General features: G+C 62.3%; 24 protein-coding genes and 2 tRNA genes. 10 read left to right on the top strand and 16 right to left on the bottom strand.

Going from position 1 to position 25599, the window contains the following annotated elements:
- Window positions 1-122: 122 nt before the first annotated feature.
- The 6 genes from A9971_RS24795 to A9971_RS24770 all read right to left on the bottom strand — a co-directional run bounded on the left by A9971_RS24795 (window position 123) and on the right by A9971_RS24770 (window position 5735).
- Window positions 123-199 (bottom strand) — tRNA-Met (locus A9971_RS24795).
- A 77-nt stretch (window positions 200-276) separates the two neighbouring features.
- Window positions 277-1740, bottom strand: coding sequence for an amidase (locus A9971_RS24790; RefSeq protein ID WP_123472958.1), 1464 nt, complete (start codon window positions 1738-1740; stop codon window positions 277-279).
- A gap of 72 nt (window positions 1741-1812) precedes the next feature.
- On the bottom strand, window positions 1813-2847 hold the full coding sequence (locus A9971_RS24785) for an extracellular solute-binding protein (RefSeq protein ID WP_011063422.1): 1035 nt from the start codon (window positions 2845-2847) through the stop codon (window positions 1813-1815).
- 27 nt (window positions 2848-2874) lie between these two features.
- On the bottom strand, window positions 2875-3684 hold the full coding sequence (locus A9971_RS24780; protein ID WP_015636986.1) for an ABC transporter permease: 810 nt from the start codon (window positions 3682-3684) through the stop codon (window positions 2875-2877).
- Window positions 3681-4601: an ABC transporter permease gene (locus A9971_RS24775; protein WP_041119859.1), complete on the bottom strand. Its 921-nt coding sequence runs from the start codon at window positions 4599-4601 to the stop codon at window positions 3681-3683. The genes A9971_RS24780 and A9971_RS24775 overlap by 4 nt, the downstream gene beginning before the upstream one ends.
- A gap of 15 nt (window positions 4602-4616) precedes the next feature.
- Window positions 4617-5735, bottom strand: a complete 1119-nt coding sequence (locus A9971_RS24770; protein ID WP_041119858.1) for an ABC transporter ATP-binding protein — start codon at window positions 5733-5735, stop codon at window positions 4617-4619.
- A 226-nt stretch (window positions 5736-5961) separates the two neighbouring features.
- Here A9971_RS24770 and A9971_RS24765 point away from each other — a divergent pair, with 226 nt between their 5' ends.
- Entirely contained in the window at window positions 5962-6870 is a 909-nt protein-coding gene (locus A9971_RS24765) for a LysR substrate-binding domain-containing protein (protein WP_011063418.1), read from the top strand.
- An 87-nt stretch (window positions 6871-6957) separates the two neighbouring features.
- Complete coding sequence (locus A9971_RS24760) at window positions 6958-8175, top strand: MFS transporter (protein ID WP_011063417.1); 1218 nt, start codon at window positions 6958-6960, stop codon at window positions 8173-8175.
- Between the two features lie 66 nt (window positions 8176-8241).
- On the opposite strand, the gene A9971_RS24755 is transcribed toward A9971_RS24760, so the two are convergent.
- Window positions 8242-9132: a helix-turn-helix domain-containing protein gene (locus A9971_RS24755; RefSeq protein WP_015636982.1), complete on the bottom strand. Its 891-nt coding sequence runs from the start codon at window positions 9130-9132 to the stop codon at window positions 8242-8244.
- A gap of 190 nt (window positions 9133-9322) precedes the next feature.
- On the opposite strand from A9971_RS24755, the gene pobA reads away from it, so the two are divergent.
- Window positions 9323-10510: a 4-hydroxybenzoate 3-monooxygenase gene (pobA, locus tag A9971_RS24750; RefSeq protein ID WP_011063415.1), complete on the top strand. Its 1188-nt coding sequence runs from the start codon at window positions 9323-9325 to the stop codon at window positions 10508-10510.
- 189 nt (window positions 10511-10699) lie between these two features.
- Entirely contained in the window at window positions 10700-12754 is a 2055-nt protein-coding gene (locus tag A9971_RS24745; protein WP_183000070.1) for a TonB-dependent receptor domain-containing protein, read from the top strand.
- 60 nt (window positions 12755-12814) lie between these two features.
- Here A9971_RS24745 and ychF read toward each other — a convergent pair whose 3' ends face one another.
- From ychF to A9971_RS24705, 8 genes are all read right to left on the bottom strand, one after another.
- Complete coding sequence (gene ychF, locus A9971_RS24740) at window positions 12815-13915, bottom strand: redox-regulated ATPase YchF (RefSeq protein ID WP_065365190.1); 1101 nt, start codon at window positions 13913-13915, stop codon at window positions 12815-12817.
- Between the two features lie 23 nt (window positions 13916-13938).
- Complete coding sequence (pth, locus tag A9971_RS24735; RefSeq protein ID WP_011063412.1) at window positions 13939-14523, bottom strand: aminoacyl-tRNA hydrolase; 585 nt, start codon at window positions 14521-14523, stop codon at window positions 13939-13941.
- 168 nt (window positions 14524-14691) lie between these two features.
- Window positions 14692-15291 carry a 50S ribosomal protein L25/general stress protein Ctc gene (locus A9971_RS24730; protein ID WP_011063411.1) on the bottom strand — a complete coding sequence of 200 codons (600 nt, stop codon included), beginning with the start codon at window positions 15289-15291 and terminating at the stop codon, window positions 14692-14694.
- Between the two features lie 138 nt (window positions 15292-15429).
- A complete protein-coding gene (locus A9971_RS24725; RefSeq protein WP_003171603.1) occupies window positions 15430-16371 on the bottom strand; it encodes a ribose-phosphate pyrophosphokinase in 942 nt (313 codons plus the stop codon).
- A 47-nt stretch (window positions 16372-16418) separates the two neighbouring features.
- Window positions 16419-16493 (bottom strand) — tRNA-Gln (locus A9971_RS24720).
- 36 nt (window positions 16494-16529) lie between these two features.
- Entirely contained in the window at window positions 16530-17381 is an 852-nt protein-coding gene (gene ispE, locus A9971_RS24715) for a 4-(cytidine 5'-diphospho)-2-C-methyl-D-erythritol kinase (RefSeq protein WP_065365191.1), read from the bottom strand.
- Window position 17382: 1 nt separating this feature from the next.
- Window positions 17383-18000, bottom strand: a complete 618-nt coding sequence (lolB, locus tag A9971_RS24710; RefSeq protein ID WP_019095037.1) for a lipoprotein insertase outer membrane protein LolB — start codon at window positions 17998-18000, stop codon at window positions 17383-17385.
- 4 nt (window positions 18001-18004) lie between these two features.
- Complete coding sequence (locus tag A9971_RS24705) at window positions 18005-19729, bottom strand: tetratricopeptide repeat protein (protein WP_011063408.1); 1725 nt, start codon at window positions 19727-19729, stop codon at window positions 18005-18007.
- 183 nt (window positions 19730-19912) lie between these two features.
- Between A9971_RS24705 and hemA the strand changes: the two genes are divergently transcribed.
- The 6 genes from hemA (at window position 19913) to A9971_RS24675 (ending at window position 25268) form a co-directional block, all read left to right on the top strand.
- Entirely contained in the window at window positions 19913-21187 is a 1275-nt protein-coding gene (hemA, locus tag A9971_RS24700; protein WP_011063407.1) for a glutamyl-tRNA reductase, read from the top strand.
- Complete coding sequence (prfA, locus tag A9971_RS24695) at window positions 21187-22269, top strand: peptide chain release factor 1 (protein WP_011063406.1); 1083 nt, start codon at window positions 21187-21189, stop codon at window positions 22267-22269. The genes hemA and prfA overlap by 1 nt, the downstream gene beginning before the upstream one ends.
- A complete protein-coding gene (gene prmC / locus A9971_RS24690; protein ID WP_053160015.1) occupies window positions 22270-23100 on the top strand; it encodes a peptide chain release factor N(5)-glutamine methyltransferase in 831 nt (276 codons plus the stop codon).
- Window positions 23094-23849: a molybdopterin-synthase adenylyltransferase MoeB gene (locus A9971_RS24685; RefSeq protein ID WP_015636974.1), complete on the top strand. Its 756-nt coding sequence runs from the start codon at window positions 23094-23096 to the stop codon at window positions 23847-23849. The genes prmC and A9971_RS24685 overlap by 7 nt, the downstream gene beginning before the upstream one ends.
- Window positions 23842-24633, top strand: coding sequence for a glutamate racemase (gene murI / locus A9971_RS24680; protein ID WP_019095039.1), 792 nt, complete (start codon window positions 23842-23844; stop codon window positions 24631-24633). The genes A9971_RS24685 and murI overlap by 8 nt, the downstream gene beginning before the upstream one ends.
- A gap of 116 nt (window positions 24634-24749) precedes the next feature.
- Complete coding sequence (locus tag A9971_RS24675; protein ID WP_015636972.1) at window positions 24750-25268, top strand: acyloxyacyl hydrolase; 519 nt, start codon at window positions 24750-24752, stop codon at window positions 25266-25268.
- An 8-nt stretch (window positions 25269-25276) separates the two neighbouring features.
- Here the strand turns inward: A9971_RS24675 and A9971_RS24670 are convergent, their stop codons facing one another.
- Window positions 25277-25585, bottom strand: a complete 309-nt coding sequence (locus A9971_RS24670; protein WP_041119840.1) for a YkgJ family cysteine cluster protein — start codon at window positions 25583-25585, stop codon at window positions 25277-25279.
- Window positions 25586-25599: the final 14 nt, after the last annotated feature.

The raw sequence follows: 25599 nt of genomic DNA, 5'->3' as shown, positions 1-25599 counted from the left end.
TCCCAGCCAGTGGCGGTGCTCAATGCGGGTGTCGCGTTTGTGGATCAATGCGGCGTAATCCCCGGTACTTTTTCGCGGGCATAAAAAAACGGCCTACCTTGCGGTAAGCCGTTTTTAGTACTTGGTGGCTACACAGGGACTTGAACCCCGGACCCCAGCATTATGAATGCTATGCTCTAACCAACTGAGCTATGTAGCCAAGTGGCGCGCATTATTCGCTCGGAACGACAATGCGTCAAGCGTTTTTATAAAAAAATTATCTACGCTATCAACCGTTTATCCCTTTCCCCCGAAAATCAGTGGCGATGGGCAGCGCTGGAACCAGCGGCTGGCCTGTTCGTAGGCGTGGGCCAATTGCAGGACGGCGAAGTCGGCCTGGTGCTTGCCGATGATCTGCAAGCCCATGGGCAGGCCGTTGGCATTGAATCCGGCCTGGACGCTGGCCACCGGGCAGCCGGACAAGGTGCCGGGAATCACCACCTCCATCCAGCGGTGGTAGGTGTCCATGGCCACGCCTTCGATGTTGCGCGGCCAGGGTATGTTCTTGTCGAAGGGGAAGACCTGGGCGCTGGGCAGCAGCAGGTAATCGAAGCGTTCGAACAGCCGGGAGATGGCGCGGTACCAGTCGCTACGAATCACTGAGGCTTCGAATACCTGACTGGCGGAGAGCTTGAGGCCGTTCTCCACTTCCCAGATGGCCTCGTCCTTGAACTGTGTGCGTTTCTGTGGATCGGCATAGGTGCTGCCCAGGGACCCGGCGACCATCCAGTGGCGCAGGGTGCGCCAACTGCTCCACAGGCGTTCGGGGGCGAAGTCGGGGCTGGCCGGTTCTACGCTGCAGCCCAGGCTGCGGAAATCGCCCAAGGCCTTTTCGCAGAGCTCCAGCAGGCCCTTTTCCATTGGCAGGTAACCGTTGAAGTCCCCCAGCCAACCCAGGCGCGTGCCCTTGAAGTCACGTTCCAGCGGGGCGGCGAAGCCCTGGCCGGATTCGGCGATGGACAGTGGCGCCCGTGCATCGCCGCCGGCCTGTACTGACAGCAGCAGGGCCGCGTCGCGCACGCTGCGGGCCATGGGGCCTTCGTAGCCGAGCTGGTCGATGAACAGGTCGCTGCTGTCGTCGAACGGCACCCGGCCCTGGGACGGGCGAAAACCGAAGATGTTGTTGAAGGCCGCCGGGTTGCGCAGCGAACCCATCATGTCGCTGCCGTCGGCCACCGGCACCAGGTGCAGGGCCAGGGCCGCGGCGGCGCCACCACTGCTGCCGCCGGCGGTCTTGCTCGGGTCATAGGCACAGCCGGTGGCGCCGAACAGCGGGTTGTAGGTCTGGGAGCCGAGGCCGAATTCCGGGGTGTTGCTCTTGCCGATCAGGATCGCCCCGGCGGCCTTGATCCGTTCAACCATGATGCCGTCGCGCTCGGGGATGAAATCCCGGTACAGCGGCGAACCCAGGGTGGTGCGGATGCCGTGGGTCAGGGACAGGTCCTTGATCGCGTGGGGCAGGCCGTGCATCCAGCCGCGATATTCGCCACGGGCCAGTTCGGCGTCGCGCCGGTCGGCCTCGGCCAGCAGGGCTTCGGCCGGTTGCAGGCTGACCAGGGCATTGACCAGGGGGTTGTAGTGCTCGATGTGGGCAAGGTAGGTCTGCATCACTTCCCGGCAGGAAACCTGACGCAGGCGGATACGCTCGGCGAGTTCATGGGCCTGGAGCAGGACCAGTTCGCTGGGGGGCTTGGCGATCATGGCAGGAGGGCCTTTCAAACGGCTTTAGAAACGCCCCGGCATCCAGGCCGGGGCGGCAGAAGTCAACGCAGCTCAGCGCATCAGGTTGGTCCACAGGCGGTCGGCAAGGCGGATTGCGCCTTCGCCGCAGGTCTGGCTGAAGACCACCTTGGTGCCCTCGGGAATGTGCAGCTCGGGGGCGTCCTTCAGGCCGGCGTCGAGGAAGGGTTCGACGCCCTTGATCGGGCTCTGGTGCTTGAGGAAGTTCTGGGTCATGGCGGCGTTCTCAGGCTGGCTGAGGAAGGCGATGAAGGCCTTGGCGTTTGCCGGGTTCTTGCTGCCCTTGGGGATGACCATGTTGTCCACCCAGGCCAGCACGCCCTCTTTCGGGTAGAGGTACTTCAGGCCGGGCTTCATTTCCCGGGCGCGCATGGACGATCCGCCCCAGAACATCGACATGTCGATTTCCCCGGCCGCCAGGTTCTCGCGGATCGCCCCGGCCTTGGAGCTGTAGGTCTTGACGAAGGGCTTCTGCGCCTTGAGCAGGCCAAGGATCTGCTGCATCTGCTTGGGGTCTTCGCTGCACAGCGGAATGTTCAGGTACAGGCTGGCCATGTCGATCACTTCGCTCACCGAGTCGAACATGTTGATCCGCCCCTGCAGCTCCGCTGGTGGCTCGTAGAGCACCTTGTAACTGTCGCTCGGGCCTTTGTAGCGTTCGCCGTTGAGCACCACGCTGGTGGTGCCCCAGATGAAGGGCACCGAGTAGGCGCCTTCCGGGTCCCAGGTCGGGTTCTTCAGGTTGTCGACCACGCTGGCGTAATAGGGCTGCTTGGCCGGGTCGAAGCGCTCCAGCAACTGCTCCTTGATCAGGATCGGGATGAACTGGTGGGAGGGGATCGCCACGTCATAACCGGTGCCGCCCTGTTTCAGCTTGGCCAGCAGGGTTTCGTTGGAATCGTAGGAGTCCACCGTGACCTCGATACCGGTCTGCTTCTGGAACTTGGCGAGAATTTCCGGCGAAAAGTAGCCGCTCCAGCTCACGACGTTGAGTTTCTCGGCGGCCTGCACCGCCAGTGGCAGGCTCAGCAACAACGAGGTACCCAGGCTTGCGATCAACTTGCTCATGTCATTTCCCCAAGGTCAGTGGAAGGTTCAAGCGTGTTTCTTGCTCAGCAGATAAGAGAGGCTGACGAACAGCACCGAGACGCCGAGGATCAGCGTCGACACGGCGTTGACGTCGGGTGTCACGCCCATGCGCAACAGGCCGAAGATGAAGATCGGCAGGGTGGTGGTGCCGGCCTGGGACACCATCATCGAGATCACGAAGTTATCCAGGGAGACGATGAAGGCCAGCATCAGCCCGGAGACGATCCCCGGCATCAGCAGCGGCAGGGTCACCTTGCGGAAGGTGCGCCAGGGGCCGGCGTACAGGTCCGCCGCGGCGTGTTCCAGGGACAGGTCCATGTCGTTGAGGCGGGCGCGGATCGGCAAATAGGCGAAGGGGATGCAGAACACCGTGTGGGCGATGATCAGGTTGCCGTAGCCCAGGGACAGCCCCAGGGTGGAGAACAGCGCCAGGGTGGCCACGCCGACGACGATTTCCGGTAGCACCAGGGGCAGCATGATGGCGCCCATGGACAGTTGCAGGCCCTTGAACTTCGCCCCGCGTGAGGTGCCCAGGGCCGCCAGAGTGGCGATGGCGGTGGCCGCCATGCTGGCGCACACGGCGATCAGCAGGCTGTTGCCTGCCGCCTGGCGCAGGGCCTGGTTGGCGAACGCCGCGCGGTACCAGTCGAGACTGAAGCCGCTCCACACCGTGGCCGACTGGTTGGCGTTGAAGGAGAACACCACCAGCACCAGGATCGGCGCGTAGAGGTACAGGTAGAACAGGAAGCTGAAACCGCCGAAGCCGGGAAAGTCCTGGACACCGAGGCCGTTGCGCTTGAACAGGCGGATCATCATGCACCCTCCTGAAGGGTTTTCTGGCGCTGGGCGCGCAGGGCGTAGACGGTCAGTACCAGCATCACCGCGGCCATCAGCACCAGCGACAGGGCTGCGCCGAAGGGCCAGTTACGGGCATCGCTGAACTGCCGGAAGATCAGGTTGCCAAGCATCATCCGGGTGCCGCCCCCCAGCAGTTCCGGGGCGATCATCGCCCCCAGGCAGGGCACGAAAGTCAGGATCGCCCCGGCGAAAATTCCCGGCTTGGCAATGGGCAGCACCACCTTGCGCAGGGTCCGAATGCGTCCGGCGTAGAGGTCCTGGGCCGCTTCCAGCAGGCGGGTGTCCATCTTTTCCAGGGTGGCGTAGATCGGCAGCACCACGAAGGGCGCGTAGGTGTAGACCAGCCCCAGCAGCACCGCACCGTCGGTGTACAGCAACTGCAACGGCTCGTGGATGACCCCCAGGCCCATCAGGCTGTTGTTGATCACCCCGGTGTTGCGCAGCAGCAGGATCCAGGCGTAGGTGCGGATCAGCAGGTTGGCCCAGAACGGCACGGTGATCAGGAAGATCAGCAGGCCGCGGCGCTGCACTGGCTGCATCGCCAGCCACACCGCTACCGGAAAACCGATCAGCAGGGTGATCACCGTGGTCAGCCCGGCGATGCCGATCGAGCGCAGGGCGATCAGCAGGTAGGAGTCGGCGAAGGCCAGGCTGTCGTCCAGTTGCCGTTCGAACAGCAGGGAGGTGTAGGCGTCGCTGCTGAAGACCTTGTTCACCCCGCCGTAGGGGTTGGCTTCCATCAACGAATAGCCGATGACGATAAGGATCGGCACGATCAGGAACAGGCCGATGGCCACCAGGGCCGGGCTGACCCCGAGAAAGCTGCGCAGGGCCTTGCGCCGTTCCAGGTGCTGGGAAATCGAAGAAGCGTGCATGGCGAATCCTCGTGGTCAATCCAGCAGGACGCTGGCGCTGCCGCGTTCGAACAGCAGCCCGGCGCTGCTGCCTACGCTCAGGCGCGGGTGGTGTTCGAGGCTGTTGGGCGTGCGCACGGTGAGGCGCGTGCCGTCGCCGAGGCTGACCTGGTATTGCAGGTCGGTACCCAGGTAGATCAGCGCTTCGATACGGCACGCCAGGGCGCCTTGCGAGGCATCACCGCGCAGGTGCAAGCGCTCGGGGCGCACCGACAGGGTGACCTGCTGGCCGACCTTGGCGGTGGTGCAGGGTTGCGCCGGCAGCGCCTGCCCGGCGGGCCCGCTGAACCAGGCCAGGCCCGCTTCGACACGGCTGACCGTGGCCGGGATGAAGTTGGTTTCACCGATGAAGTCGGCGACGAAGCGATTGCGCGGCTGCTCGTAGATTTCTTCCGGGCGACCCACCTGTTGCACTTCGCCTTCGGAGAGCACGGCGATGCGGTCGGACAGGGTCAGGGCTTCTTCCTGGTCGTGGGTGACGAAGATGAAGGTGATACCGGTCTTGGCCTGGATGGCCTTGAGTTCTTCGCGCATGGCCTGGCGCAGCTTGAGGTCCAGGGCCGACAGCGGCTCGTCCAGCAGCAGTACCTTGGGGTGGGGGGCCAGGGCTCGGGCCAGGGCGATGCGTTGCTGCTGGCCGCCGGACAGCTGGTTGGGCTTGCGCGCCGCAAAGCGCTCCATCTGCACCAGGGCCAGCATCTCGCGCACCCGCTCGGCGATCTGCGCCTTGCTCAATACCTGGCCCATAGGGCGCGATTCCAGGCCGAAGGCCAGGTTCTCGGCCAGGGTCATGTGGGGGAACAGTGCGTAATGCTGGAACACCGTGTTCACCGGGCGCTCGAAGGGCGGCCGGTCGGCGATGTTCTCGCCATAGAGAAGGATCTCGCCCTGGGTCGGGAACTCGAACCCGGCGATCATCCGCAAGAGGGTGGTCTTGCCACAGCCCGAGGGGCCGAGAAGGGTGAAGAATTCGTTGTCGCGGATATCCAGGTCGATGTTCTTCAGGGCCACCGGGCCGCTGTGTGGATCGCCGTAGACCTTGCGCACTGAACGGATGGACACCGCCAGCGTTTGCAGCGCATGCAGGGCATTCATGCCTTACCTCCGATTCCCCCATGAGCTGTCGTGCAGGCCATGGATCTTGTTTTTCTTGGGCAGGATCGAAATGTGTCGGGTGCGTGGAAAGCTTGTCTTTGCAGGCTTTGCGCGGGTTTTACCGGGTTCTGCTGGGGCTGATTATCAGTGAGGGGTTGCGGGGGCGAAACATCAATTTTAACATACCGGCTGTTAAAAAATTTAATAGCAAGAGGCGGGCGAAATCATGGTCGAGCAGCGTTTGCCACCGTTGAATGCAGTGCGTGCTTTTGATGCCGCCGCCCGTCTTGGCAGCTATGTCGAAGCCTCAAGGGCCTTGCATGTGACCCAGCCGGCCATTGGCCGCCACGTGAAGCTGCTGGAGGACTGGCTCGGGGTGCAGCTGTTCGAGCGCACGTCCCGCGGCGTGAACCTGACCCCGGCGGGGGAGAAGTACCACCGCAAGATCGCCGCCGCCCTGCAACTGATCATCGAGGCCGGGCGCGAGGTACAGCCCAGGGCCGCCGAGCGCTGGCTGCGGATCATGGTCGTGCCGGGGTTTGCCAAGCGCTGGCTGACCCCGCGCCTGGAGGCGCTGCGCCACGTGCGCCCGGGCCTGAAGTTCGCCATCGAGCCGAACTCGACCTTTAGCGAAGTGGATGCCAAGAGCAGCGACCTGGGGATCGCCTACGGCCTGGACGGGCAATACGCCGAGTCCCGGGTCAGCCTGATCTGCCCCCGGGTGTTTCCCATCTGCACCCCGGCCTACCTGGCCAGTATCGAGGCGATTCGCGAGCCGGCGGACCTGGCCCGCCATGAGTTGATCCACTTCGATGACGGCGAGTGGTGGAACATGTGGTTCGCCGCCAATGGCCTGGATATCCAGCTCACGTCCGACCTGATCTACGTGAACAACGACCATGCGCTGTCGGTGGCGGAAAGCGGCGGTGGTATTGCCCTGGCCAACGAAGTGCTGGTGCGCGAGGAGCTCAAGGCCGGCACCCTGGTGCGGGTGCTGGAAGACCAGGTGCAGCTGGAAAGCTACCGGGTGCTGACCCCGGCCAGCGAGTGGTCGGAGGATGTGGAATGGTTTATCCAGTGGCTCAAGGCCGAGCTGGAAGCGGATTTCCCCGAGGCGCGAATCGGGGTTCGTTAGCAAGCTAATGGGATGGCGCGACTGCACCGAAAAATGGCACATTGACGCACCTGCCCCTGTGCACCCACCCGTTGTACGGAAAATCCTATGGCTAGCAGCAACTCCCCGAGCGTCGCCGCGACGGCTTCCCCGGCTTCGCAAAGCAGTCCCCTGGTCCTGCGCATCATTGGTGCGGTGGCCCTGGCGCACCTGATCAACGACTTGATCCAGGCAGTGCTGCCGGCGATCTACCCGATGCTCAAGGACAGCTACGGCCTGACCTTCACCCAGGTCGGCCTGATTACCCTGACCTTCCAGCTGACCGCGTCGCTGTTGCAGCCCTGGGTCGGCTACTACACCGACCGCCGGCCTCAACCATTCCTGCTGCCGGCGGGAATGATCTGCACCCTGATCGGCATCCTGATGATGTCCCAGGTCGGCAGCTTTCCCTTGATCCTGCTGGCAGCAGCATTGATCGGCATTGGCTCCTCGACCTTCCATCCGGAGGCTTCGCGGGTCGCGCGGCTGGCCTCGGGCGGGCGCTATGGCCTGGCCCAGTCGAGCTTCCAGGTCGGCGGCAATGCCGGCACCGCCTTCGGCCCCTTGCTGGCTGCGGCCATCATCATTCCCTACGGCCAGGGCAATGTGGCCTGGTTCGGCCTGTTCGCGCTGTTTGCCCTGGTGGTGCTGTACGCCATCAGCCGCTGGTATGCCAACCACCTGCGCCTGTACAAGCTCAAGCAGGGCCAGGCGGCGACTCACGGCCTGTCCAGGAACCGGGTGATCAGCGCCCTGGTGGTCCTCGGGCTGCTGGTGTTTTCCAAGTATTTCTACATGGCCAGCTTCACCAGCTACTTCACCTTCTACCTGATCGAGAAATTCGACCTGTCGGTGGCCAGCTCGCAACTGCATCTGTTCCTGTTCCTGGGGGCCGTGGCGGCGGGAACCTTCTTCGGCGGCCCGATCGGCGACAAGATCGGGCGCAAGGCAGTGATCTGGTTCTCGATCCTCGGGGTGGCGCCGTTCACTCTGTTGCTGCCCCATGTCGACCTGTTCTGGACCAGCGTCCTGAGCGTGGTGATCGGCTTTATCCTGGCCTCGGCATTCTCCGCCATCGTGGTGTACGCCCAGGAACTGGTGCCGGGCAACGTTGGCATGATCGCCGGGGTGTTCTTCGGCCTGATGTTCGGTTTTGGCGGGATCGGTGCGGCGCTGCTGGGGCACCTGGCGGATATTCATGGCATCGAGTATGTGTACTACCTGTGCTCGTTCCTGCCGCTGTTCGGGGTGCTGGCGATCTTCCTGCCGCGTACCCGCAAAGCCTGATGGCTTGAGGCGTGCTGGCGATAGAACGCCCGGGGTACTGGCCCCGGGCTTTTTTTTGCCTGGGCTTCAGCCGCCCTGGCGGGTGTGCCCGGTGCCTTGGCGAAAGGCGTTGGGTGTCTGGCCGCCGAGGCGCTTGAAGAAGCGGGAAAAGTAGGTGGGGTCGCTGAAGCCCAGGTTGTCCGAGAGCTGGCTGATGCTGATGTTGGTGTAGATCAGGTTGCGCTTGGCCTCCAGCATCAGGCGCTGGTGGATGATCTGCAGCGCGGTCTGCCCGGCCAGTTCCCGGCACAGGGTATTGAGGTGCACGCTGGACAGGCCGATGCGATGGGCCAGGGCTTCCACCGTCGGGTGCTCCTGGTAATGCTGCTCCACCAGCTTGATGAAGTGCCCCAACAGTTGCTGGTTGCGCTCGCTGCGGTTGCTGGGCGTCACGTTCTGCTGACGTCGGCGGCTGATCCACACCAGCAGTACGTTGACCAGCGAATGCAGCAGCAGGTCCCGCGCCGAGGCGCTGCCTTCGTATTCCTCCAGCAAGGTCTTGAACAGGCTGTTGAGGCGCTGCCGGTCACGGCCCACCGGGTAGCGCCCGGCCGCGGCCAGGACCGCCAGCGGCGCCCCCAGCTGGCTTTCCAGCTGGGCCACCAGCGGCGCCCCCAGGGTCAGCACGTAGCCCTCGATATTCTCGGAAAACTGAAAGCCGTGGACCATCAGCGGCGGCACCACCTGGATGGTTGCTTCGCGCACGTCCTCGCGGCGCCCTTCGACTTCCACCAGGGCCTGTCCGCTTTGCACATAGAGCAGTTGATACAGGTCGGCGTGGCGGTGCGGCTTGATCTCCCAGTGGTGCAGGCTGCTGCGCTTGGGGATGGATTCACAGTGCAGCAGGTCCGGAGTCGGCCAGGCCTGGTTTTCGCCGTAGAGCTTGAATACGGGGATGCTGGAGCGACTGGCTTTCATCGGGCGCGGCCCTGGGGGTGAGGGATTGGAATGCTCGATAATCGAACGCTGTTTTCAAAAGTGCATTTTTACGGCGGTTAATCACCATTTTTTGCGATTTTTGTCGGCAAAAATGCAGGGGTACAACAATAACCATAAATTCCGGATTTCGCCTGCACGGTGACTGGAATGCCCTTATGAGACGACAACAATGAAAACTCAGGTTGCGATTATCGGCGCCGGACCTTCCGGCCTTCTGCTGGGCCAACTGCTGCACAAGGCCGGCATCGACACCGTGATTGTCGAGCGCCAGACCCCGGACTACGTGCTGGGCCGCATCCGTGCCGGTGTGCTGGAGCAGGGCACCGTGGACATGCTGCGCGAGGCCGGTGTGGCCCGCCGCATGGACGCTGAAGGCCTGGTCCATGAAGGGGTGGAGCTGCTGATGGGCGGCAAGCGCGTGCGTATCGACCTCAAGGCCCTGACCGGCGGCAAGACGGTGATGGTCTATGGCCAGACCGAAGTCACCCGCGACCTGATGGAGGCCCGCGCTGCCTGCGCAGCGCCGATCATCTATTCGGCGGACAAGGTGCAGCCCCATGACATGAAGGGCGCGCAGCCCTATATCACCTATGAAAAAGACGGCCAGCTGCAGCGCATCGACTGCGATTACATCGCCGGCTGCGACGGTTTTCATGGTGTGGCGCGCAAGAGCATTCCCGAAGACGTGCTGACCCACTACGAGCGCGAATACCCCTTCGGCTGGCTGGGGCTGCTGTCCGATACCCCACCGGTCAATCACGAACTGATCTATGGGCAGCATGAACGTGGTTTCGTGCTGTGCAGCCAGCGCTCCCTGACCCGCAGCCGCTACTACCTGCAAGTGCCGCTGAGCGACAAGGTCGAGGACTGGTCCGACGAGCGCTTCTGGAACGAGCTCAAGGCCCGTCTGCCAGAAGAGGTGGCGGCTGACCTGGTGACCGGGCCAGCGCTGGAGAAAAGCATCGCGCCGCTGCGCAGCTATGTGGTGGAGCCCATGCAGTACGGCAAGCTGTTCCTGGTGGGGGACGCGGCCCATATCGTTCCGCCTACCGGTGCCAAGGGCCTGAACCTGGCGGCCTCCGATGTGTGTTACCTGTACCGGATCCTGGTCAAGGTCTACCGCGAAGGGCGTACCGAGCTGCTGGAAAAGTATTCCGAACTGGCCTTGCGCCGGGTGTGGAAGGGCGAACGCTTCAGCTGGTTCATGACCAATCTGCTGCACGATTTCGGCGACCGGCAGGATGCCTGGGACCACAAGATGCAGCAGGCCGATCGCGAATATTTCCTCAACTCCCACGCTGGCCTGGTGAACATTGCCGAGAACTATGTGGGCCTGCCTTACGAAGAAATCTGCTGAGCCCACGACCCTGAAGCGACCCGCATGCAGTGGGCCGTTTCAGGGCGCTGCCTGCAACGGGCGGCAAGCCGTAATGTAACAGTGCGGAAACATTCCTATTTATAAATGATATTCATTAGCATTACACTCCGATCCCTCTCTCCCTTGATGCACCATCCGGGTGCATTGAATCGACAAGGATCGTTTGTAATGAAAGTCAGCTCCTGCCTGTTCAATTCGCTTCTGCTCAGCGCCGGTGTCGGCCTGCTGGCCCCGCTGGCGCAGGCCGGCGATGCGGTTGAAGAGGCCAAGCCTGCATCGTTGGAACTGGATACCGCCTTTGTCACGGCTACTGGCGGCGCCACGGATCTCAAGGATGCCCCGGCCAGTGTCAGCGTCATCACCCGCGAGGAAATCGAGCGCCAGCCGGTCTATGACCTCAATACCCTGCTGCGCCGGGTGCCGGGGGTGACCGGTGGTTTCGGCCCGGTGGGCGAGCAGTCGAAGATCAAGCTGCGGGGGCTGGACGACAAGTACACGCTGATCCTGGTGGATGGCAAGCGGGTCGGCAGTTCCGCGGACCTGAGTTATCGCCGCGACCTGGCGCGCCAGGACCTGAACTGGATCTCGCCGAACATGATCGAGCGCATCGAGATCGTCCGCGGGCCTATGTCGTCGCTGTATGGTTCGGACGCCATGGGCGGGGTGATCAATATCATCACCCGCAAGGTCTCGCGGACCTGGACCGGCTCGGCCAGCACCAATATCACCGTGCCCAAGGATTCCGACCGCGGCCAGACCACTCAGTACAGCATGAATGCGGCAGGTCCGCTGACGGAGTCCCTGGGGCTGCGCCTGGGGGCCAACGTCACGCGTCGGGCTGCGGATGAGGTAGAGGCGCGGCGCGATGCCCAGGGCGATTTCATGTACGACGATGGCGCGGGCGGCTCCAAGGATCAGAGCGTGAATGCACTGCTGGACTGGCAGATCAACCAGGAGCAGAGCCTGTCCTTCGAGGCGGTGCATGGCGTTGAGCATTCCTGGGCGTCCAAGAAGACCTTTGGTGACTGGAACGAGACCGTTGGTGGCGCCTTCGGCCCCAGCCGCCTGACCCGCGACAGCTACATTCTGTCCCATACCGGCGACTGGAGCTTTGGCACCTCGAAGCTCGATGCCTACCTGAACAAGTACCGCAACGACCTTGACCTGGGCAAAGCCAACTCGGAAGAGAAGATCGTCGAGGGCAGCCTGAATATTCCCTTCCAATTGCTGTTGGACCAGCGCCTGACGGTGGGCGGGCAATGGAAGCGTGAAGAGCTGACCAACACCGATACCCTGGGCACGGTACCCGTGGATTATCAGGGCGCGCCGGTCAGTGGCTCGACCTTGAAGGGCGATTACTCGGCGGCCTTTATCGAGGATGAACTGTTCCTGCTGGACAACCTGTCCCTGACCCTGGGCAACCGCTTCGACCACAGCGACAAGTACGGTAACCACAACAGCCCGCGGGCGTATGTGGTCTATCACCCGCACCCGGACTGGACCGTGCGTGGCGGTGTTTCCAAGGGGTTTCGTGCGCCAAGCCTGAAGGAGGGCAGTGCGGGGGCGGCTACCGAATCCGCAGGCCGGGGCTGTGGTTCGTTGCGGCCGTTGGGCTATGTCACTGGTAGTTGCTGGATGGCGGGCAATCCGAACCTGACACCGGAAACCAGCACCAACAAGGAAATCGGCCTTTCGTTCGACCACGATGGCTGGGAAGCGGGCCTGACCTACTTCCACACCGATTTCACCGACAAGATCGAATACGGCCCGTTGGGCCAGTACCAGGGCCGCTGGTGGACCATGCTGGAAAACGTCGACAAGGCCCGTACCCGTGGCTGGGAAGGCACCGCCCGGGTGCCGCTGGGCGACTCCGTGAACTGGCGCACCAACGCCACCTACATGCTGGAAAGCAAGAACCTGTCCACCGGTGAAGACCTGATCAGTTCACCCAAACTGTCGGCATTCAGTGCGTTGGACTGGCAGGTCACCGACCGTCTGAGCACCGAGCTTTCGGCTCAGCACGTCGGCAAGCAGCGGGGCCTGGGCAATGATTTCGTGCAGTCCTACACCACCTACGACCTGACGGCGAACCTGGCACTGACCAAGTGGCTGACCCTGAATGGCGGCGTGCAGAACCTGCTGGATAAAGACCTGCGGGACGGATCGACCAACTTCTATGTGCCCGGACGGGCGTTCTTCGCGGGGGCGACCACTTACTTCTGAGGCCGCTGGATGTAGCGGGGGGAATCAGCCCCATTGCCAGGCAATGGGGCTGAAGGGGCATTACACGTTGAAGCGGAAGTGCATCACGTCGCCGTCCTTGACGATGTATTCCTTGCCTTCCAGACGCCATTTACCGGCTTCCTTGGCTCCGGCTTCACCCTTGAACTGGATGAAGTCGTTGTAGGCGATGACTTCGGCACGGATGAAGCCTTTCTCGAAGTCGGTGTGGATCACCGCGGCCGCTTGGGGCGCGGTAGCACCGACACGCACGGTCCAGGCGCGGACTTCCTTCACACCTGCGGTGAAGTAGGTCTGCAGGTTGAGCATTTCGTAGCCGGCGCGGATCACCCGGTTCAGGCCGGGCTCTTCCAGGCCCAGGGCCTCGAGGAACATGTCCTTTTCTTCGCCGTCATCAAGCTCGGCGATTTCCGCCTCGATCTTGTTGCACACCGGCACCACGATCGCGCCTTCTTCCTCGGCAATGGCCTTGACCACGTCCAGCAGCGGGTTGTTCTCGAAGCCGTCTTCGGCAACGTTGGCGATGTACATCACCGGCTTGGTGGTCAGCAGGTGGAAGCCACGGATGATCAGCTTCTCATCGCTGCTCATGTCCTTCATCAGGCTGCGGGCCGGCTTGCCTTCGGTGAAGTGGGCGATCAACTGCTCCAGCAGGGCTTTCTGGGCCACGGCATCCTTGTCACCGCCCTTGGCGTTGCGGGCGACTTTCTGCAACTGTTTTTCGCAGCTGTCGAGGTCGGCGAAGATCAGTTCCAGGTCGATGATCTCGATATCGCGCTTGGGATCGACGCTGTTGGACACGTGGATCACGTTGTCGTCTTCGAAGCAGCGGACCACATGGGCGATGGCGTCGGTTTCGCGGATGTTGGCCAGGAACTTGTTGCCCAGGCCTTCACCTTTCGAAGCACCGGCCACCAGGCCGGCGATGTCGACGAACTCCATGGTGGTCGGCAGCACGCGCTCGGGCACGACGATGGCGGCCAGGGCGTCCAGGCGCGGGTCGGGCATCGGCACGATACCGCTGTTGGGCTCGATGGTGCAGAAGGGGAAGTTCTCGGCCGCGATCCCGGATTTGGTCAGGGCGTTGAACAGGGTGGACTTGCCGACGTTAGGCAGGCCGACGATGCCGCAATTGAATCCCATGGTGTATTCCCCGAGGAGTAGAGTCAGGCCTTCTGGCTGTGCAGGTTTTTCATCGCGCGGTTCCATTCACCGGCGAAGATATCCGGCAGCACGCCGAGGGCAAAATCGATGCTGGCATCGAGTTTTTCCTGTTCGGCGCGTGGCGCACGACCCAGGACAAAGTTTGAAACCATACTGGCAACGCCCGGATGGCCGATGCCGAGCCGCAGGCGGTGAAAGGTATTCTGATTACCGAGCTGCGCGATGATGTCCCGCAGTCCGTTGTGCCCGCCATGGCCGCCGCCGGTCTTGAGCTTGGCGACGCCTGGCGGCAAGTCGAGTTCGTCGTGGGCCACCAGGATCTCTTCCGGCTTGATGCGGAAGAAGCCGGCAAGCGCCGCCACGGCCTGGCCGCTGCGGTTCATGTAGGTGGTGGGAATCAACAGACGAATGTCCTGACCCTGGTGACTGAAGCGCCCGGTCAGGCCGAAATATTTGCGATCGGCGACAAGGTTGATCCCTTGTTTTTCGGCGATGCGCTCAACAAAAAGGGCCCCTGCGTTATGCCGGGTCTGTTCGTATTCGGTGCCTGGATTACCCAGGCCAACGATCAGTTTGATGGCAGTCACGATAGGGGCCCTTCTTTGGAGTGGTGGATGACATCGCCGCAACCGGTGCTACGGCGAAAGTGGACGACAAGAGCTGGGTTGCCTTGCGGCAAACTTCGCGTTCTCGCCCGCTTTCTCGCTACGTTCCAGTCCGCGATGTACTCCGCTTAACTCCCGCGTCAGAGTGAATTACTCTGCAGCGCCTTCTGCAGCTTCTGGAGCAACACGTGGAGCGTGAACGTTGGCTACTGCCAGGTCGTTGCCGTGTGCCAGGGCCACGAATTCAACGCCTTTAGGGGCCTTGATGTCGGACAGGTGAACAATGGTGCCGATTTCAGCGTCAGCCAGGTCGACTTCGATGAATTCAGGCAGGTCTTTGGGCAGGCAGGAAACTTCGATTTCCGCGATTACGTGCGAGATCTCGCCGCCTTTCTTGACCGGAGCAGCTTCGTTGATGAAGTGCACTGGAACGATGGCGGTCAGTTTCTGACCAGCAACCACGCGAACGAAGTCAGCGTGCATCACGTGGCCTTTGGCCGGGTGACGTTGCAGGGCCTTGATCACGACGTTCTGCTTGGTGCCACCAACGTTCAGTTCGATGATGTGGCTGTAGGCAGCTTCGTTTTCCAGCAGCTTGGCAACTTCTTTGGCCAGCATGCTGATGGATTCAGGGGCTTTGTCGCCACCGTAAACTACAGCTGGAACCAGGCTTGCGAGACGACGCAGGCGGCGGCTCGCACCTTTCCCCAGGTCGGAACGCACTTCAGCATTCAGAGTAAAATCGTTCATGTTGTATCTCCAAAATAACCACACTCGCCCCAGCGTTTGCGACCAGCGCTAAAGGCGATATGGGCAAAAAAGCCCCGTCCCAACACAGGTTGGGACGGGGCGCTTTTCGTCATCGGGATGTTCTGCCAGGGACGGGCCCTAGCGGAACATCGCGCTGATCGATTCTTCGTTGCTGATACGGCGAACCGCCTCGGCAACTACCGGTGCGATATCCAGTTGACGGATACGCGCACAGGCTTGTGCTGCAGCGGACAGCGGGATGGTGTTGGTCACCACCAGCTCGTCCAGCACGGAATTTTCAATGTTCTCGATGGCCCGACCCGACAGCACAGGGTGTGTGCAGTAGGCAAAGACCTTGGCTGCGCCATGCTCTTTCAGGGCCTTGGCCGCGTGGCACAGGGTGCCGGCGGTATCGACCATGTCATCGACCAGAATGCAGGTGCGTCCTTCGACGTCGCCGATGATATGCATCACTTCGGAGTGATTGGCTTTCTCACGACGCTTGTCGATGATCCCGAGATCAACGCCCAGGGACTTGGCCACGGCACGTGCACGCACGACGCCGCCAATGTCCGGGGACACGATCATCAGGTTTTCGAAACGCTGATCTTCGATGTCATCCACCAGAACCGGGGAGCCGTAGATGTTATCTACCGGAATATCGAAGAAGCCCTGAATCTGGTCAGCATGCAGATCAACCGTGAGAACACGGTCGATGCCGACTACGGTGAGCATGTCAGCGACGACTTTCGCGCTGATAGCCACACGTGCGGAACGCGGACGGCGATCCTGACGGGCATAACCAAAATAAGGAATAACAGCAGTGATACGAGTAGCTGAGGAACGGCGGAAGGCGTCGGCCATCACCACGAGTTCCATCAGGTTATCGTTGGTCGGAGCGCAAGTCGGCTGAATAATGAAGACGTCTTTACCGCGGACATTTTCATTGATCTCGGCAGTAATTTCGCCGTCGGAAAATTTTCCAACAGAGATGTCACCGAGAGGGATATGCAGCTGACGTACGACACGCCGAGCCAGATCGGGGTTAGCGTTCCCCGTAAAGACCATCATCTTGGACACGCGCAGTACCTGAAGGCTGAGGGTATACCTGGATGAGTATAGGAAAATGGCAGGGGCGGCTGGATTCGAACCAACGCATGGCAGGATCAAAACCTGCTGCCTTACCGCTTGGCGACGCCCCTGTATCTGTTGCTTCGAATGCCTGGCACTCGGTTCCTTTAGAGCAGACTTTGCAGCTTGCGATGCAACATCGAAACGTTGCTTCCTTTGGCTACAAACCCTGTAAGGGTCTCTGTAAGAAGGGCCGAGACTTTATCAGCTTCAGCTTTGCTTGGGAAGCCCCCAAACACACAACTTCCAGTTCCAGTCAGTTTTGCTTCGGTAAATTTACCTAGCAAATTCAATGCGTTACGTACTTCTGGATAACGCCTTGCGACTACCGGAAGGCAGTCGTTTCTGCTGTTTCCCTTGGGAACGGGGCGCACTTTAATGGGCGCGGTGTTCCGTGTCAACAAAGGATCGGAAAAAATTTCTGCTGTACTAACAGACACTTGCGGGACCAGTACCAGATACCAGGGTTCTTCGGGATATTCAGGGGTCAGTTTTTCCCCCACACCTTCGGCGAAGGCAGCATGCCCGCGGACGAAAACCGGAACATCGGCGCCCAGGGTCAGCCCCAGTGCAGCCAGTCGGTCTTCGTCCCAGCCCAGTTGCCACAAGTGATTGAGGCCCAGCAGGGTGGTGGCGGCATTCGAACTGCCGCCGCCGATGCCACCGCCCATGGGCAGGATCTTGTCGATCCAGATGTCGACGCCCTGGGTGCAGCCCGATTGTTCCTGGAGTTTCTTCGCTGCCTTGACGATCAGGTTGCTGTCGTGGGGCACGCCTTCGAACGCGGTGTGCAGGCGAATCACGCCGTCATCGCGCAGGGCGAAAGTGATTTCATCGCCGTAGTCGAGAAACTGGAACAGGGTCTGCAGCTCGTGATAGCCATCTTCACGGCGACCGAGGATGTGCAGCATCAGATTGAGTTTGGCCGGGGAGGGCAGGGTCAGTTTTTCCACGGACATTTCATTGCCCCAGCTTGCGCGGCAGCCATTCCTTGATCACCAGGGTGACGTCAAGGTCGCTGCCGTGCAGTTTGATCCGCTCGGGCAGCCAATAGCCGTTCTGCTGCGAGTAGCTGCTGTATTCCACCTGCCAGCCATCTTGCTCCAGGCTCGCCAGATGGCTGTCGCCGTCCAGGGTCAGGCGGCTTTTGCTGTCGGGCGCGGGCAGGCCGCGAACCCACCAGGCCAGGTGCGAGACCGGCAGCTTCCAGCCCAGCTGTTCTTCCAGCAGGGTTTCCGGGCTTGCGGATTCATAGCGACCCTGGTTGGCCACTTCCAGGCTGACCTGGCCGGGACGACCGGTGAGTCGTGCGGCGCCACGGCCCAGCGGGCCTGACAGGCGGATGTCGTAGTAGTCCTGGCGTTGCAGCCAGAACAGCGTGCCGCTGCCGGAATCCTTGGGGGCACGAATGCCGATCTTGCCGTTGATCTGCCAGCCGTCGAGGCCGGTCAGTTGATCCTTGTGCAAGCGCCATTGCGCAGGGTTGCCCTGGCCCTGGACGGACTCGCGGGCACCGAAGCCGGCGCAGCCGGCCAGCAGGGCGATAAAGCTGAAAACGATAAAGTGGCGCAAAAACATGGTCTTAAAGAGTCTCTGATCCGGTCAGGCGTTTGATGGTGCCGCGTAGCACGGGGCTGTCGGGCTGATCCTTGAGGAACTTGCTCCAGATCTGCTTGGCCTCGCGCTGCTTGCCGTTGTTCCACAGCACTTCACCCAGGTGCGCCGCCACTTCCTGATCGGGGAAGCGTTCCAGGGCCTGGCGCAGCAGGCGTTCGGCTTCGTCCAGGTTGCCCAGGCGGAAATTCACCCAGCCCAGGCTGTCGAGGACGGCCGGGTCTTCCGGAGTCAGCTGGTGGGCTTGCTCGATCAGGGTCTTGGCTTCGGCATAGCGTGTAGTGCGGTCAGATAAGGTGTAGCCCAGGGCGTTCAATGCCATGGCGTTGTCCGGTTCGCGCTGGATGATCAGGCGCAGATCCTTTTCCATCTGCGCCAGGTCATTGCGTTTTTCCGCCTGCATGGCGCGGGTGTACAGCAGGTTCATGTCGTCGGGGTATTGCTGCAGGGCCTGCTGGATGACTTTCCAGGCGCGCTCGCCCTGGTTGTTCGCCGACAGGGTCTCGACTTCGATCAGGTACAGCTGGATGGCGTAGTCGGGTTGGGCGTCGCGGGCCGCCACCAGGCGTTTTTGCGCCTCGTCGGTGCGGCCGTTGTTCATCAGGATATCGGCCTGGCGCAACTGTGCGGGCAGGTAGTCATTGCCCGGGCCGACCTGGCCGTATTCGATCAAGGCCCCTTGCGGGTCGTTGAGTTCTTCGGCGATCCGGCCCAGGTTCAGGTGCGCGGAGTCTTCGTGGCTTTCACGGGCAATCAGGTCTTCCAGGTAGCCCTTGGCTTCTTCCCAGGCCTTGGCCTCCAGGCAGACGAGTGCCAGGGAATAGCGCAGTTCGTCATCTTCCGGATATTGCTGGACCAGACTGGAGAACTGGGTCTTGGCATCCTCCATGCGGTCCTGCTCCACCAGCATGCGGGCGTAGGTCAGGCGCAGGCGCTTGTCGTCCGGGTACTTGCGGATGCTTTTTTCCAGCAGCGGCAGGGCTTCTTTACCCCGGTTCAGGCTTTGCAGCAGGCGGGCGCGCAGCAGCAATGGCGCAACTTCGCCGTCTTCCGGTGGGTTCTGTTCCAGCAGGGCCAGGGCTTCCTTGGCGTCGCCGTCCTGTTGCATGAGCAAGGCCTTGCCGAAAATCAACTGGCTGTTGTGCGGGTGTTTCTGCAGCAGGCGGTCGAAGCTTTTCATCAGGCCGTTGCGCGTGTCCTGGTCGGTATCGGCTGCGGACAGGGCAAGAAAGTCGAAGTGGGTATCGCCCTTGCCTTGCAGGACCTTCTCCATATAGACCATCGAGTCGTCATAGCGCCCGGCCCGGGCCAGCTGGATCGCGGCGGCTCGCTGCGCTTCCAGGTCGTCGGGGGCGTTTTTCGCCCAGATCAGCGATGTGTCCAGGGCAGCCTGGTCGGCGCCCAGGTATTCGGCGATGCGAAAGGCCCGCTCGGAGATGCCCGGATCCTGGGTGTTGATGGCCTGGGTCACGTAGTTGTCCAGGGCAATGTCGAAACGATTGCGCTGGCCCGCGAGTTCAGCGCTCAGCAGGCTGAAGACGGTGTCTTCGCTGAACGAGGAATAGACCTTGGGCTTTTCAGGGGCGGAGGTGCTGTCTTCCACCGGCGACGTAGCGTCCGATGAAACGGGTGCCAGAGATTGGCAACCGCTGAGGAAGACAAAGGCGAGGAGCAACGCGGAAGATCTATTCATATAGGAAGAGGGCGACTAACCTGCGGTCGGATCATCATGACACAAGCCTTCGGCCAAACATAACCGAGACTCAACGGGATGCCAGAACAGAGGCAGTCTATTAGGACAATAGTCGGCGGTAGTTGTTCTGAGTCGGGCGAAGTAGGACAATTGCCGGCTTCTCGACATCATCAGCGACCTTGAATGGCCTTCCTTGCACTCGGTATTAACCACAAGACTGCTTCTGTAGACGTCCGCGAGCGCGTGGCCTTTACCCCTGAGCAGTTGGTTGAGGCCTTGCAGCAGCTCTGCCGACTCACCGACAGCCGCGAAGCTGCGATCCTCTCCACCTGCAATCGCAGTGAGCTCTATATAGAACAGGATCATCTTTCTGCGGATGTGGTGCTGCGCTGGCTGGCGGAATATCACCATTTGAGCCTAGACGAGCTGCGCGCCAGTGCCTACGTGCATGAGGACGATGCGGCAGTTCGTCACATGATGCGGGTGGCGTCGGGGCTGGATTCGCTGGTACTGGGCGAGCCACAGATTCTCGGGCAGATGAAGTCCGCCTACGCCGTGGCCCGCGAGGCCGGCACCGTCGGGCCGCTGCTGGGCCGGCTGTTCCAGGCCACATTCAGCGCCGCCAAGCAGGTGCGCACCGACACCGCCATCGGTGAGAACCCGGTGTCCGTGGCCTTCGCCGCGGTGAGCCTGGCGAAACAGATTTTCAGCGACCTGCAACGCAGCCAGGCACTGCTGATCGGCGCCGGGGAGACCATCACCCTGGTGGCCCGGCACCTGCACGACCTGGGAGTCAAGCGTATCGTGGTGGCCAACCGTACCCTGGAGCGCGCCAGCCTCCTGGCGGAGCAATTCGGTGCCCATGCCGTGCTGCTTTCGGATATTCCCCAGGAACTGGTGCACAGCGACATCGTCATCAGTTCCACCGCCAGCCAGTTGCCGATCCTCGGCAAGGGCGCAGTGGAAAGTGCCTTGAAGCTGCGCAAGCACAAGCCGATTTTCATGGTGGACATCGCCGTTCCCCGGGATATCGAGCCAGAAGTCGGCGAGTTGGACGACGTTTACCTCTATACCGTCGACGACTTGCACGAAGTGGTGGCAGAAAACCTCAAGAGCCGCCAGGGCGCGGCCCAGGCCGCCGAGGAACTGGTGAACATCGGCGCCGAGGATTTCATGGTGCGCCTGCGGGAACTGGCGGCTGTGGATGTGCTCAAGGCCTATCGTCAGCAGAGCGAACGCCTGCGCGATGAAGAACTGCAGAAAGCCCTGCGCATGCTGGCCAACGGCAGCGGCGCCGAGGACGTGCTGGCCCAGTTGGCCCGCGGCCTGACCAATAAACTGTTGCACGCGCCGAGCGTGCAGTTGAAAAAGCTCTCCGCCGAAGGCCGCCTCGATGCGCTGGCCATGGCCCAAGAACTCTTTGCCCTCGGTGAGGGCTCATCGGATAAAACCCCGTAATGAAAGCGTCACTGCTCAGTAAGCTGGACATTCTCCAGGATCGTTTCGAGGAACTGACCGCCTTGCTCGGCGATGCTGAGGTCATTTCCGATCAGGCCAAGTTCCGCGCCTACTCCAAGGAATACGCGGAAGTCGAGCCGATCGTGGCTACTTATAAACAGGTGCTCAAGGTCCAGGCGGACCTTGAAGGCGCCCAGGCGCTGCTCAAGGACAACGACCCGGACCTGCGGGAAATGGCCGCCGAGGAAGTGCGCGAGGCCAAGGAACAACTGGCCGAACTGGAAAGCAGCCTGCAGCGCATGCTGCTGCCCAAGGACCCCAACGACGGGCGCAACGTATTCCTGGAAATCCGTGCCGGCACCGGCGGCGACGAGGCGGCGATCTTCTCCGGCGACCTGTTCCGCATGTATTCCCGTTACGCCGAGCGGCGTGGCTGGCGGCTGGAGATCCTCTCGGAAAACGAGGGTGAGCACGGCGGCTACAAGGAAGTCATTGCCCGGGTCGAAGGCGAGAGCGTCTACGGCAAGCTCAAGTTCGAATCTGGCGCGCACCGCGTGCAGCGAGTGCCGGCCACCGAATCCCAGGGCCGCATCCACACTTCGGCCTGCACCGTGGCAGTACTGCCCGAGCCGGATGAACAGGAAGCCATCGAGATCAACCCGGCGGACCTGCGCATCGACACCTATCGCTCCTCGGGTGCCGGTGGCCAGCACGTGAACAAGACCGACTCGGCGATCCGCATCACCCACATCCCTTCGGGGATCGTGGTGGAGTGCCAGGAAGAGCGTTCCCAGCACAAGAACCGGGCGCGGGCCATGTCCTGGCTCTCGGCCAAGCTCAACGACCAGCAGACCAGTGCCGCGGCCAATGCCATTGCCAGCGAGCGCAAGTTGCTGGTGGGCTCGGGGGACCGTTCCGAGCGCATTCGCACTTACAACTTCCCCCAGGGCCGGGTCACCGATCACCGCATCAACCTGACCCTGTATTCCCTGGACGAAATCCTCGCCGGGGGCGTGGAAGCCGTCATCGAGCCGTTGCTGGCTGAATATCAGGCCGATCAACTTGCGGCATTGGGTGAGTAAATGACCATCATCGCCAGCCTGCTGCGCGCAGCCCAACTGCCCGACTCGCCGACCCCGCGCCTGGATGCCGAGCTGCTCCTGGCCGCGGCCCTGGGCAAGCCCCGCAGCTTTCTCCACACCTGGCCGGAGCGCATCGTGCCCAGCGAGGCGGCCCTGGTGTTCACCGACTACCTGCAGCGACGCCGCTCCGGCGAGCCGGTGGCCTATATCCTTGGCCAGCAGGGCTTCTGGAAGCTCGACCTGGAGGTGGCGCCCCACACCCTGATCCCGCGCCCCGACACCGAACTACTGGTGGAAGCGGCGCTGGAACTGTTGCCCGCGACCCCAGCCACGGTCCTTGACCTGGGCACCGGCAGTGGTGCCATCGCCCTGGCCCTGGCCAGCGAGCGCCCGGCCTGGCAGGTCACGGCGGTGGACCGGGTACTGGAAGCCGTGGCCCTGGCCGAACGCAACCGCCAGCGCCTGCAACTGGACAACGTCAGCGTGCTCAGCAGCCACTGGTTCAGCTCCGTTGAGTCCCGGCGCTTTGATCTGATCATCAGCAACCCGCCCTACATTGCCGAAGCCGACCCCCATCTGGTGGCCGGCGACGTGCGTTTCGAGCCGGAAAGCGCCTTGGTGGCGGGCAAGGATGGCCTGGACGACCTGCGCCTGATCGTCGCCCAGGCTCCGCAACACCTGGAGACCGGTGGCTGGCTGATGCTGGAGCACGGTTACGATCAGGCCGCGGCGGTCCGCGAGTTGCTGGCTGCCCAGGGTTTCATCGAGGTCCACAGCCGGCTCGACCTCGGTGGGCACGAGCGCATCAGCCTCGGGTGCCGGCCGTGCTGACCGACCAGGAGCTGTTGCGCTATAGCCGACAGATTCTGTTGCAGCATGTCGATATCGACGGCCAGCTGCGCCTCAAGGAAAGCCGCGTGCTGATCGTCGGCCTCGGCGGTCTCGGTGCTCCCGCAGCCTTGTACCTGGCGGCGGCGGGGGTTGGTGAGCTGCACCTGGCCGACTTCGACAGCGTGGACCTGACCAACCTGCAACGGCAGATCATCCACGACAGCCACAGCGTCGGGGTCAGCAAGGTGGACTCGGCCATCAGTCGCCTGTCTGCCCTCAACCCGGAGGTCCGCCTGGTGCCCCATCGCCAGGCGCTGGATGTCGATACCCTGGCCGCTGCCGTGGCGGCGGTGGACCTGGTGCTCGATTGCTCCGACAACTTCAGTACCCGCGAGGCGGTGAACGCCGCTTGCGTGGCGGCCGGCAAGCCCCTGGTCAGCGGTGCGGCGATCCGCCTGGAAGGGCAATTGTCGGTCTTCGACCCGCGGCGCCCGGAAAGCCCTTGCTACCACTGTCTATACGGGCATGGCAGCGAAGCCGAACTGACCTGCAGTGAAGCCGGGGTGCTCGGCCCGCTGGTGGGCACCGTGGGCAGCCTGCAGGCCCTGGAAGCCCTGAAACTGCTGGCCGGGTTTGGCGAGCCGCTGGTGGGCCGGTTGTTGTTGATCGATGCCCTGGGCACGCGCTTTCGCGAGTTGCGGGTCAAGCGCGATCCGGGGTGCAGCGTCTGTGGTACCCATCGTGAGTGAAGCGCCGATCGGGGTGTTCGACTCCGGCGTCGGCGGCCTCTCAGTGCTGGCGGAAATACAACAGTTGCTGCCCTACGAGTCGCTGCTGTATTTCGGCGACTGCGGGCATATTCCCTATGGCGAAAAGACCCCGGAGTTCATTCGCCAGCGTTGCAGCCTGATGGCCCGGTTCTTTCGTGAACAGGGCGCCAAGGCCCTGGTACTGGCCTGCAACACTGCTACCGTGGCCGGGGTGGCCGACCTGCGCCGCGATTATCCGGACTGGCCCATCGTTGGCATGGAGCCTGCGGTCAAGCCGGCGGCGGCCGCGACCCGCAGCGGCGTGGTCGGGGTGCTGGCCACCACCGGCACCTTGCAGAGTGCCAAGTTTGCCGCCTTGCTCGACCGTTTCGCCACTGATGTGAAGGTCGTCACGCAGCCCTGCCCGGGGCTGGTGGAGATGATCGAGAATGGCGACTTGCACAGTGCCGCTCTGCGCCAACTGTTGCACGGCTACCTCGAGCCTCTGCTGGCTGCCGGCTGCGACACCATTATCCTGGGCTGCACCCATTATCCGTTTCTCAAGCCGCTGCTGGCGCAGATGCTGCCCGGGCCCATCAGCCTGATCGATACCGGCGCCGCGGTTGCCCGGCAATTGCAGCGGCTGCTCGACGAAGGCGATCTGCGCGCCCAGGGGCCAGCCCGGGAAACCTGTTTCTGGACCAGTGGCGATGTCCCGCACTTTGCCCGGGTGCTGCCTCTGTTGTGGAAAGAGTCTGCTGAAGTCCTGCCTTTGCAGTTGTGAAAAAATCGTGAAAAATCCCTTCGCTGGCGCTGAACTTCTGAATGCGCGCTGGCTTCTATAGCCTATCCACAGGGTTGTACAACACCATATAAAACCGTTCGAAAAGGATGTTCCTGATGAAGCGACTGTTGTGTTTGGCTGCACTTGCGGCCGGGTTGTTGGGGCACAGTTTTTCCGCGCAGGCGGCCGGAGTCGAGTTCTCCGTGGGGCAAACCGGCGATTCGACCCAGGCCTATCGGCTGGGTATGCAATGGGATTGGGACAAGAGCTGGCTGCAAAGTGACGTCGGCCGTCTCACGGGTTACTGGAGCGGCGCCTACACCTATTGGGATGGCGACAAGACCTCCAGCAACCACAGCCTGTCGTTCTCCCCGGTGCTGGTCTACGAATTCGCCGGGGCCAGCGTCAAGCCCTACATCGAGGCCGGCATCGGGGTAGCGGCCTTTGCCCATACCCAGGTCGAGGACAACAAGCTGGGGTCATCCTTCCAGTTCGAAGACCGCATCGGTTTCGGCCTGCGCTTCGCCGGTGGCCATGAAGTCGGTATCCGCGCCACGCACTACTCCAACGCCGGCATCAAGACCCCCAACGACGGTATCGAAAGCTACGCGCTGCATTACACGATGCCGCTCTAAGGCCGCTATCAGCGATACGCCGTGGCAATTCCCCGGCGTTCGCTCAAGCAATCGGCCTCGCCCAGCTCGAACTCGCGACAGATCAGCGGCCGCAGCTCATAGATGCTGCAACGCATGCTGTCGCGGTCCAGCGCCGCGCACCAGCCGTCATCCAGGCGGCGCATGACTTCCCCTCCCCAATCGTCGGTATCGATAAAGCGCTCGGGCACCCCGGTGTCGGTGATCAGCATGACCTCCAGCTGGCAGCAACAGGCGGCGCAGGTGGAGCAACTGACGGCGGGTTCGGCGGCGATGGAGATAACGGGGATGGTGGTCATAGGCGCGCAGTGTA

Origin of the sequence: Pseudomonas sp. UME65 (assembly GCF_014170225.1) — a bacterium.
GTDB classification, from domain to species: domain Bacteria; phylum Pseudomonadota; class Gammaproteobacteria; order Pseudomonadales; family Pseudomonadaceae; genus Aquipseudomonas; species Aquipseudomonas protegens.
Note: the sequence above shows the minus strand (reverse complement) of the source record. Positions and strands in the feature narration are given on the sequence as shown.

What these genes read in the sequence shown, in the direction of transcription:
- A9971_RS24775 (WP_041119859.1), bottom strand. Translation starts at nt 4,601, where the DNA reads ATGCACGCTTCTTCGATTTCCCAGCACCTGGAACGGCGCAAGGCCCTG.
- prfA (WP_011063406.1), top strand. Translation starts at nt 21,187, where the DNA reads ATGAAAGCGTCACTGCTCAGTAAGCTGGACATTCTCCAGGATCGTTTC.
- hemA (WP_011063407.1), top strand. Translation starts at nt 19,913, where the DNA reads ATGGCCTTCCTTGCACTCGGTATTAACCACAAGACTGCTTCTGTAGAC.
- A9971_RS24785 (WP_011063422.1), bottom strand. Translation starts at nt 2,847, where the DNA reads ATGAGCAAGTTGATCGCAAGCCTGGGTACCTCGTTGTTGCTGAGCCTG.
- A9971_RS24770 (WP_041119858.1), bottom strand. Translation starts at nt 5,735, where the DNA reads ATGAATGCCCTGCATGCGCTGCAAACGCTGGCGGTGTCCATCCGTTCA.
- A9971_RS24670 (WP_041119840.1), bottom strand. Translation starts at nt 25,585, where the DNA reads ATGACCACCATCCCCGTTATCTCCATCGCCGCCGAACCCGCCGTCAGT.
- A9971_RS24760 (WP_011063417.1), top strand. Translation starts at nt 6,958, where the DNA reads ATGGCTAGCAGCAACTCCCCGAGCGTCGCCGCGACGGCTTCCCCGGCT.
- A9971_RS24705 (WP_011063408.1), bottom strand. Translation starts at nt 19,729, where the DNA reads ATGAATAGATCTTCCGCGTTGCTCCTCGCCTTTGTCTTCCTCAGCGGT.
- ychF (WP_065365190.1), bottom strand. Translation starts at nt 13,915, where the DNA reads ATGGGATTCAATTGCGGCATCGTCGGCCTGCCTAACGTCGGCAAGTCC.
- lolB (WP_019095037.1), bottom strand. Translation starts at nt 18,000, where the DNA reads ATGTTTTTGCGCCACTTTATCGTTTTCAGCTTTATCGCCCTGCTGGCC.
- A9971_RS24675 (WP_015636972.1), top strand. Translation starts at nt 24,750, where the DNA reads ATGAAGCGACTGTTGTGTTTGGCTGCACTTGCGGCCGGGTTGTTGGGG.
- prmC (WP_053160015.1), top strand. Translation starts at nt 22,270, where the DNA reads ATGACCATCATCGCCAGCCTGCTGCGCGCAGCCCAACTGCCCGACTCG.
- ispE (WP_065365191.1), bottom strand. Translation starts at nt 17,381, where the DNA reads ATGTCCGTGGAAAAACTGACCCTGCCCTCCCCGGCCAAACTCAATCTG.
- A9971_RS24745 (WP_183000070.1), top strand. Translation starts at nt 10,700, where the DNA reads ATGAAAGTCAGCTCCTGCCTGTTCAATTCGCTTCTGCTCAGCGCCGGT.
- A9971_RS24765 (WP_011063418.1), top strand. Translation starts at nt 5,962, where the DNA reads ATGGTCGAGCAGCGTTTGCCACCGTTGAATGCAGTGCGTGCTTTTGAT.
- A9971_RS24730 (WP_011063411.1), bottom strand. Translation starts at nt 15,291, where the DNA reads ATGAACGATTTTACTCTGAATGCTGAAGTGCGTTCCGACCTGGGGAAA.
- A9971_RS24780 (WP_015636986.1), bottom strand. Translation starts at nt 3,684, where the DNA reads ATGATGATCCGCCTGTTCAAGCGCAACGGCCTCGGTGTCCAGGACTTT.
- A9971_RS24755 (WP_015636982.1), bottom strand. Translation starts at nt 9,132, where the DNA reads ATGAAAGCCAGTCGCTCCAGCATCCCCGTATTCAAGCTCTACGGCGAA.
- A9971_RS24790 (WP_123472958.1), bottom strand. Translation starts at nt 1,740, where the DNA reads ATGATCGCCAAGCCCCCCAGCGAACTGGTCCTGCTCCAGGCCCATGAA.
- pobA (WP_011063415.1), top strand. Translation starts at nt 9,323, where the DNA reads ATGAAAACTCAGGTTGCGATTATCGGCGCCGGACCTTCCGGCCTTCTG.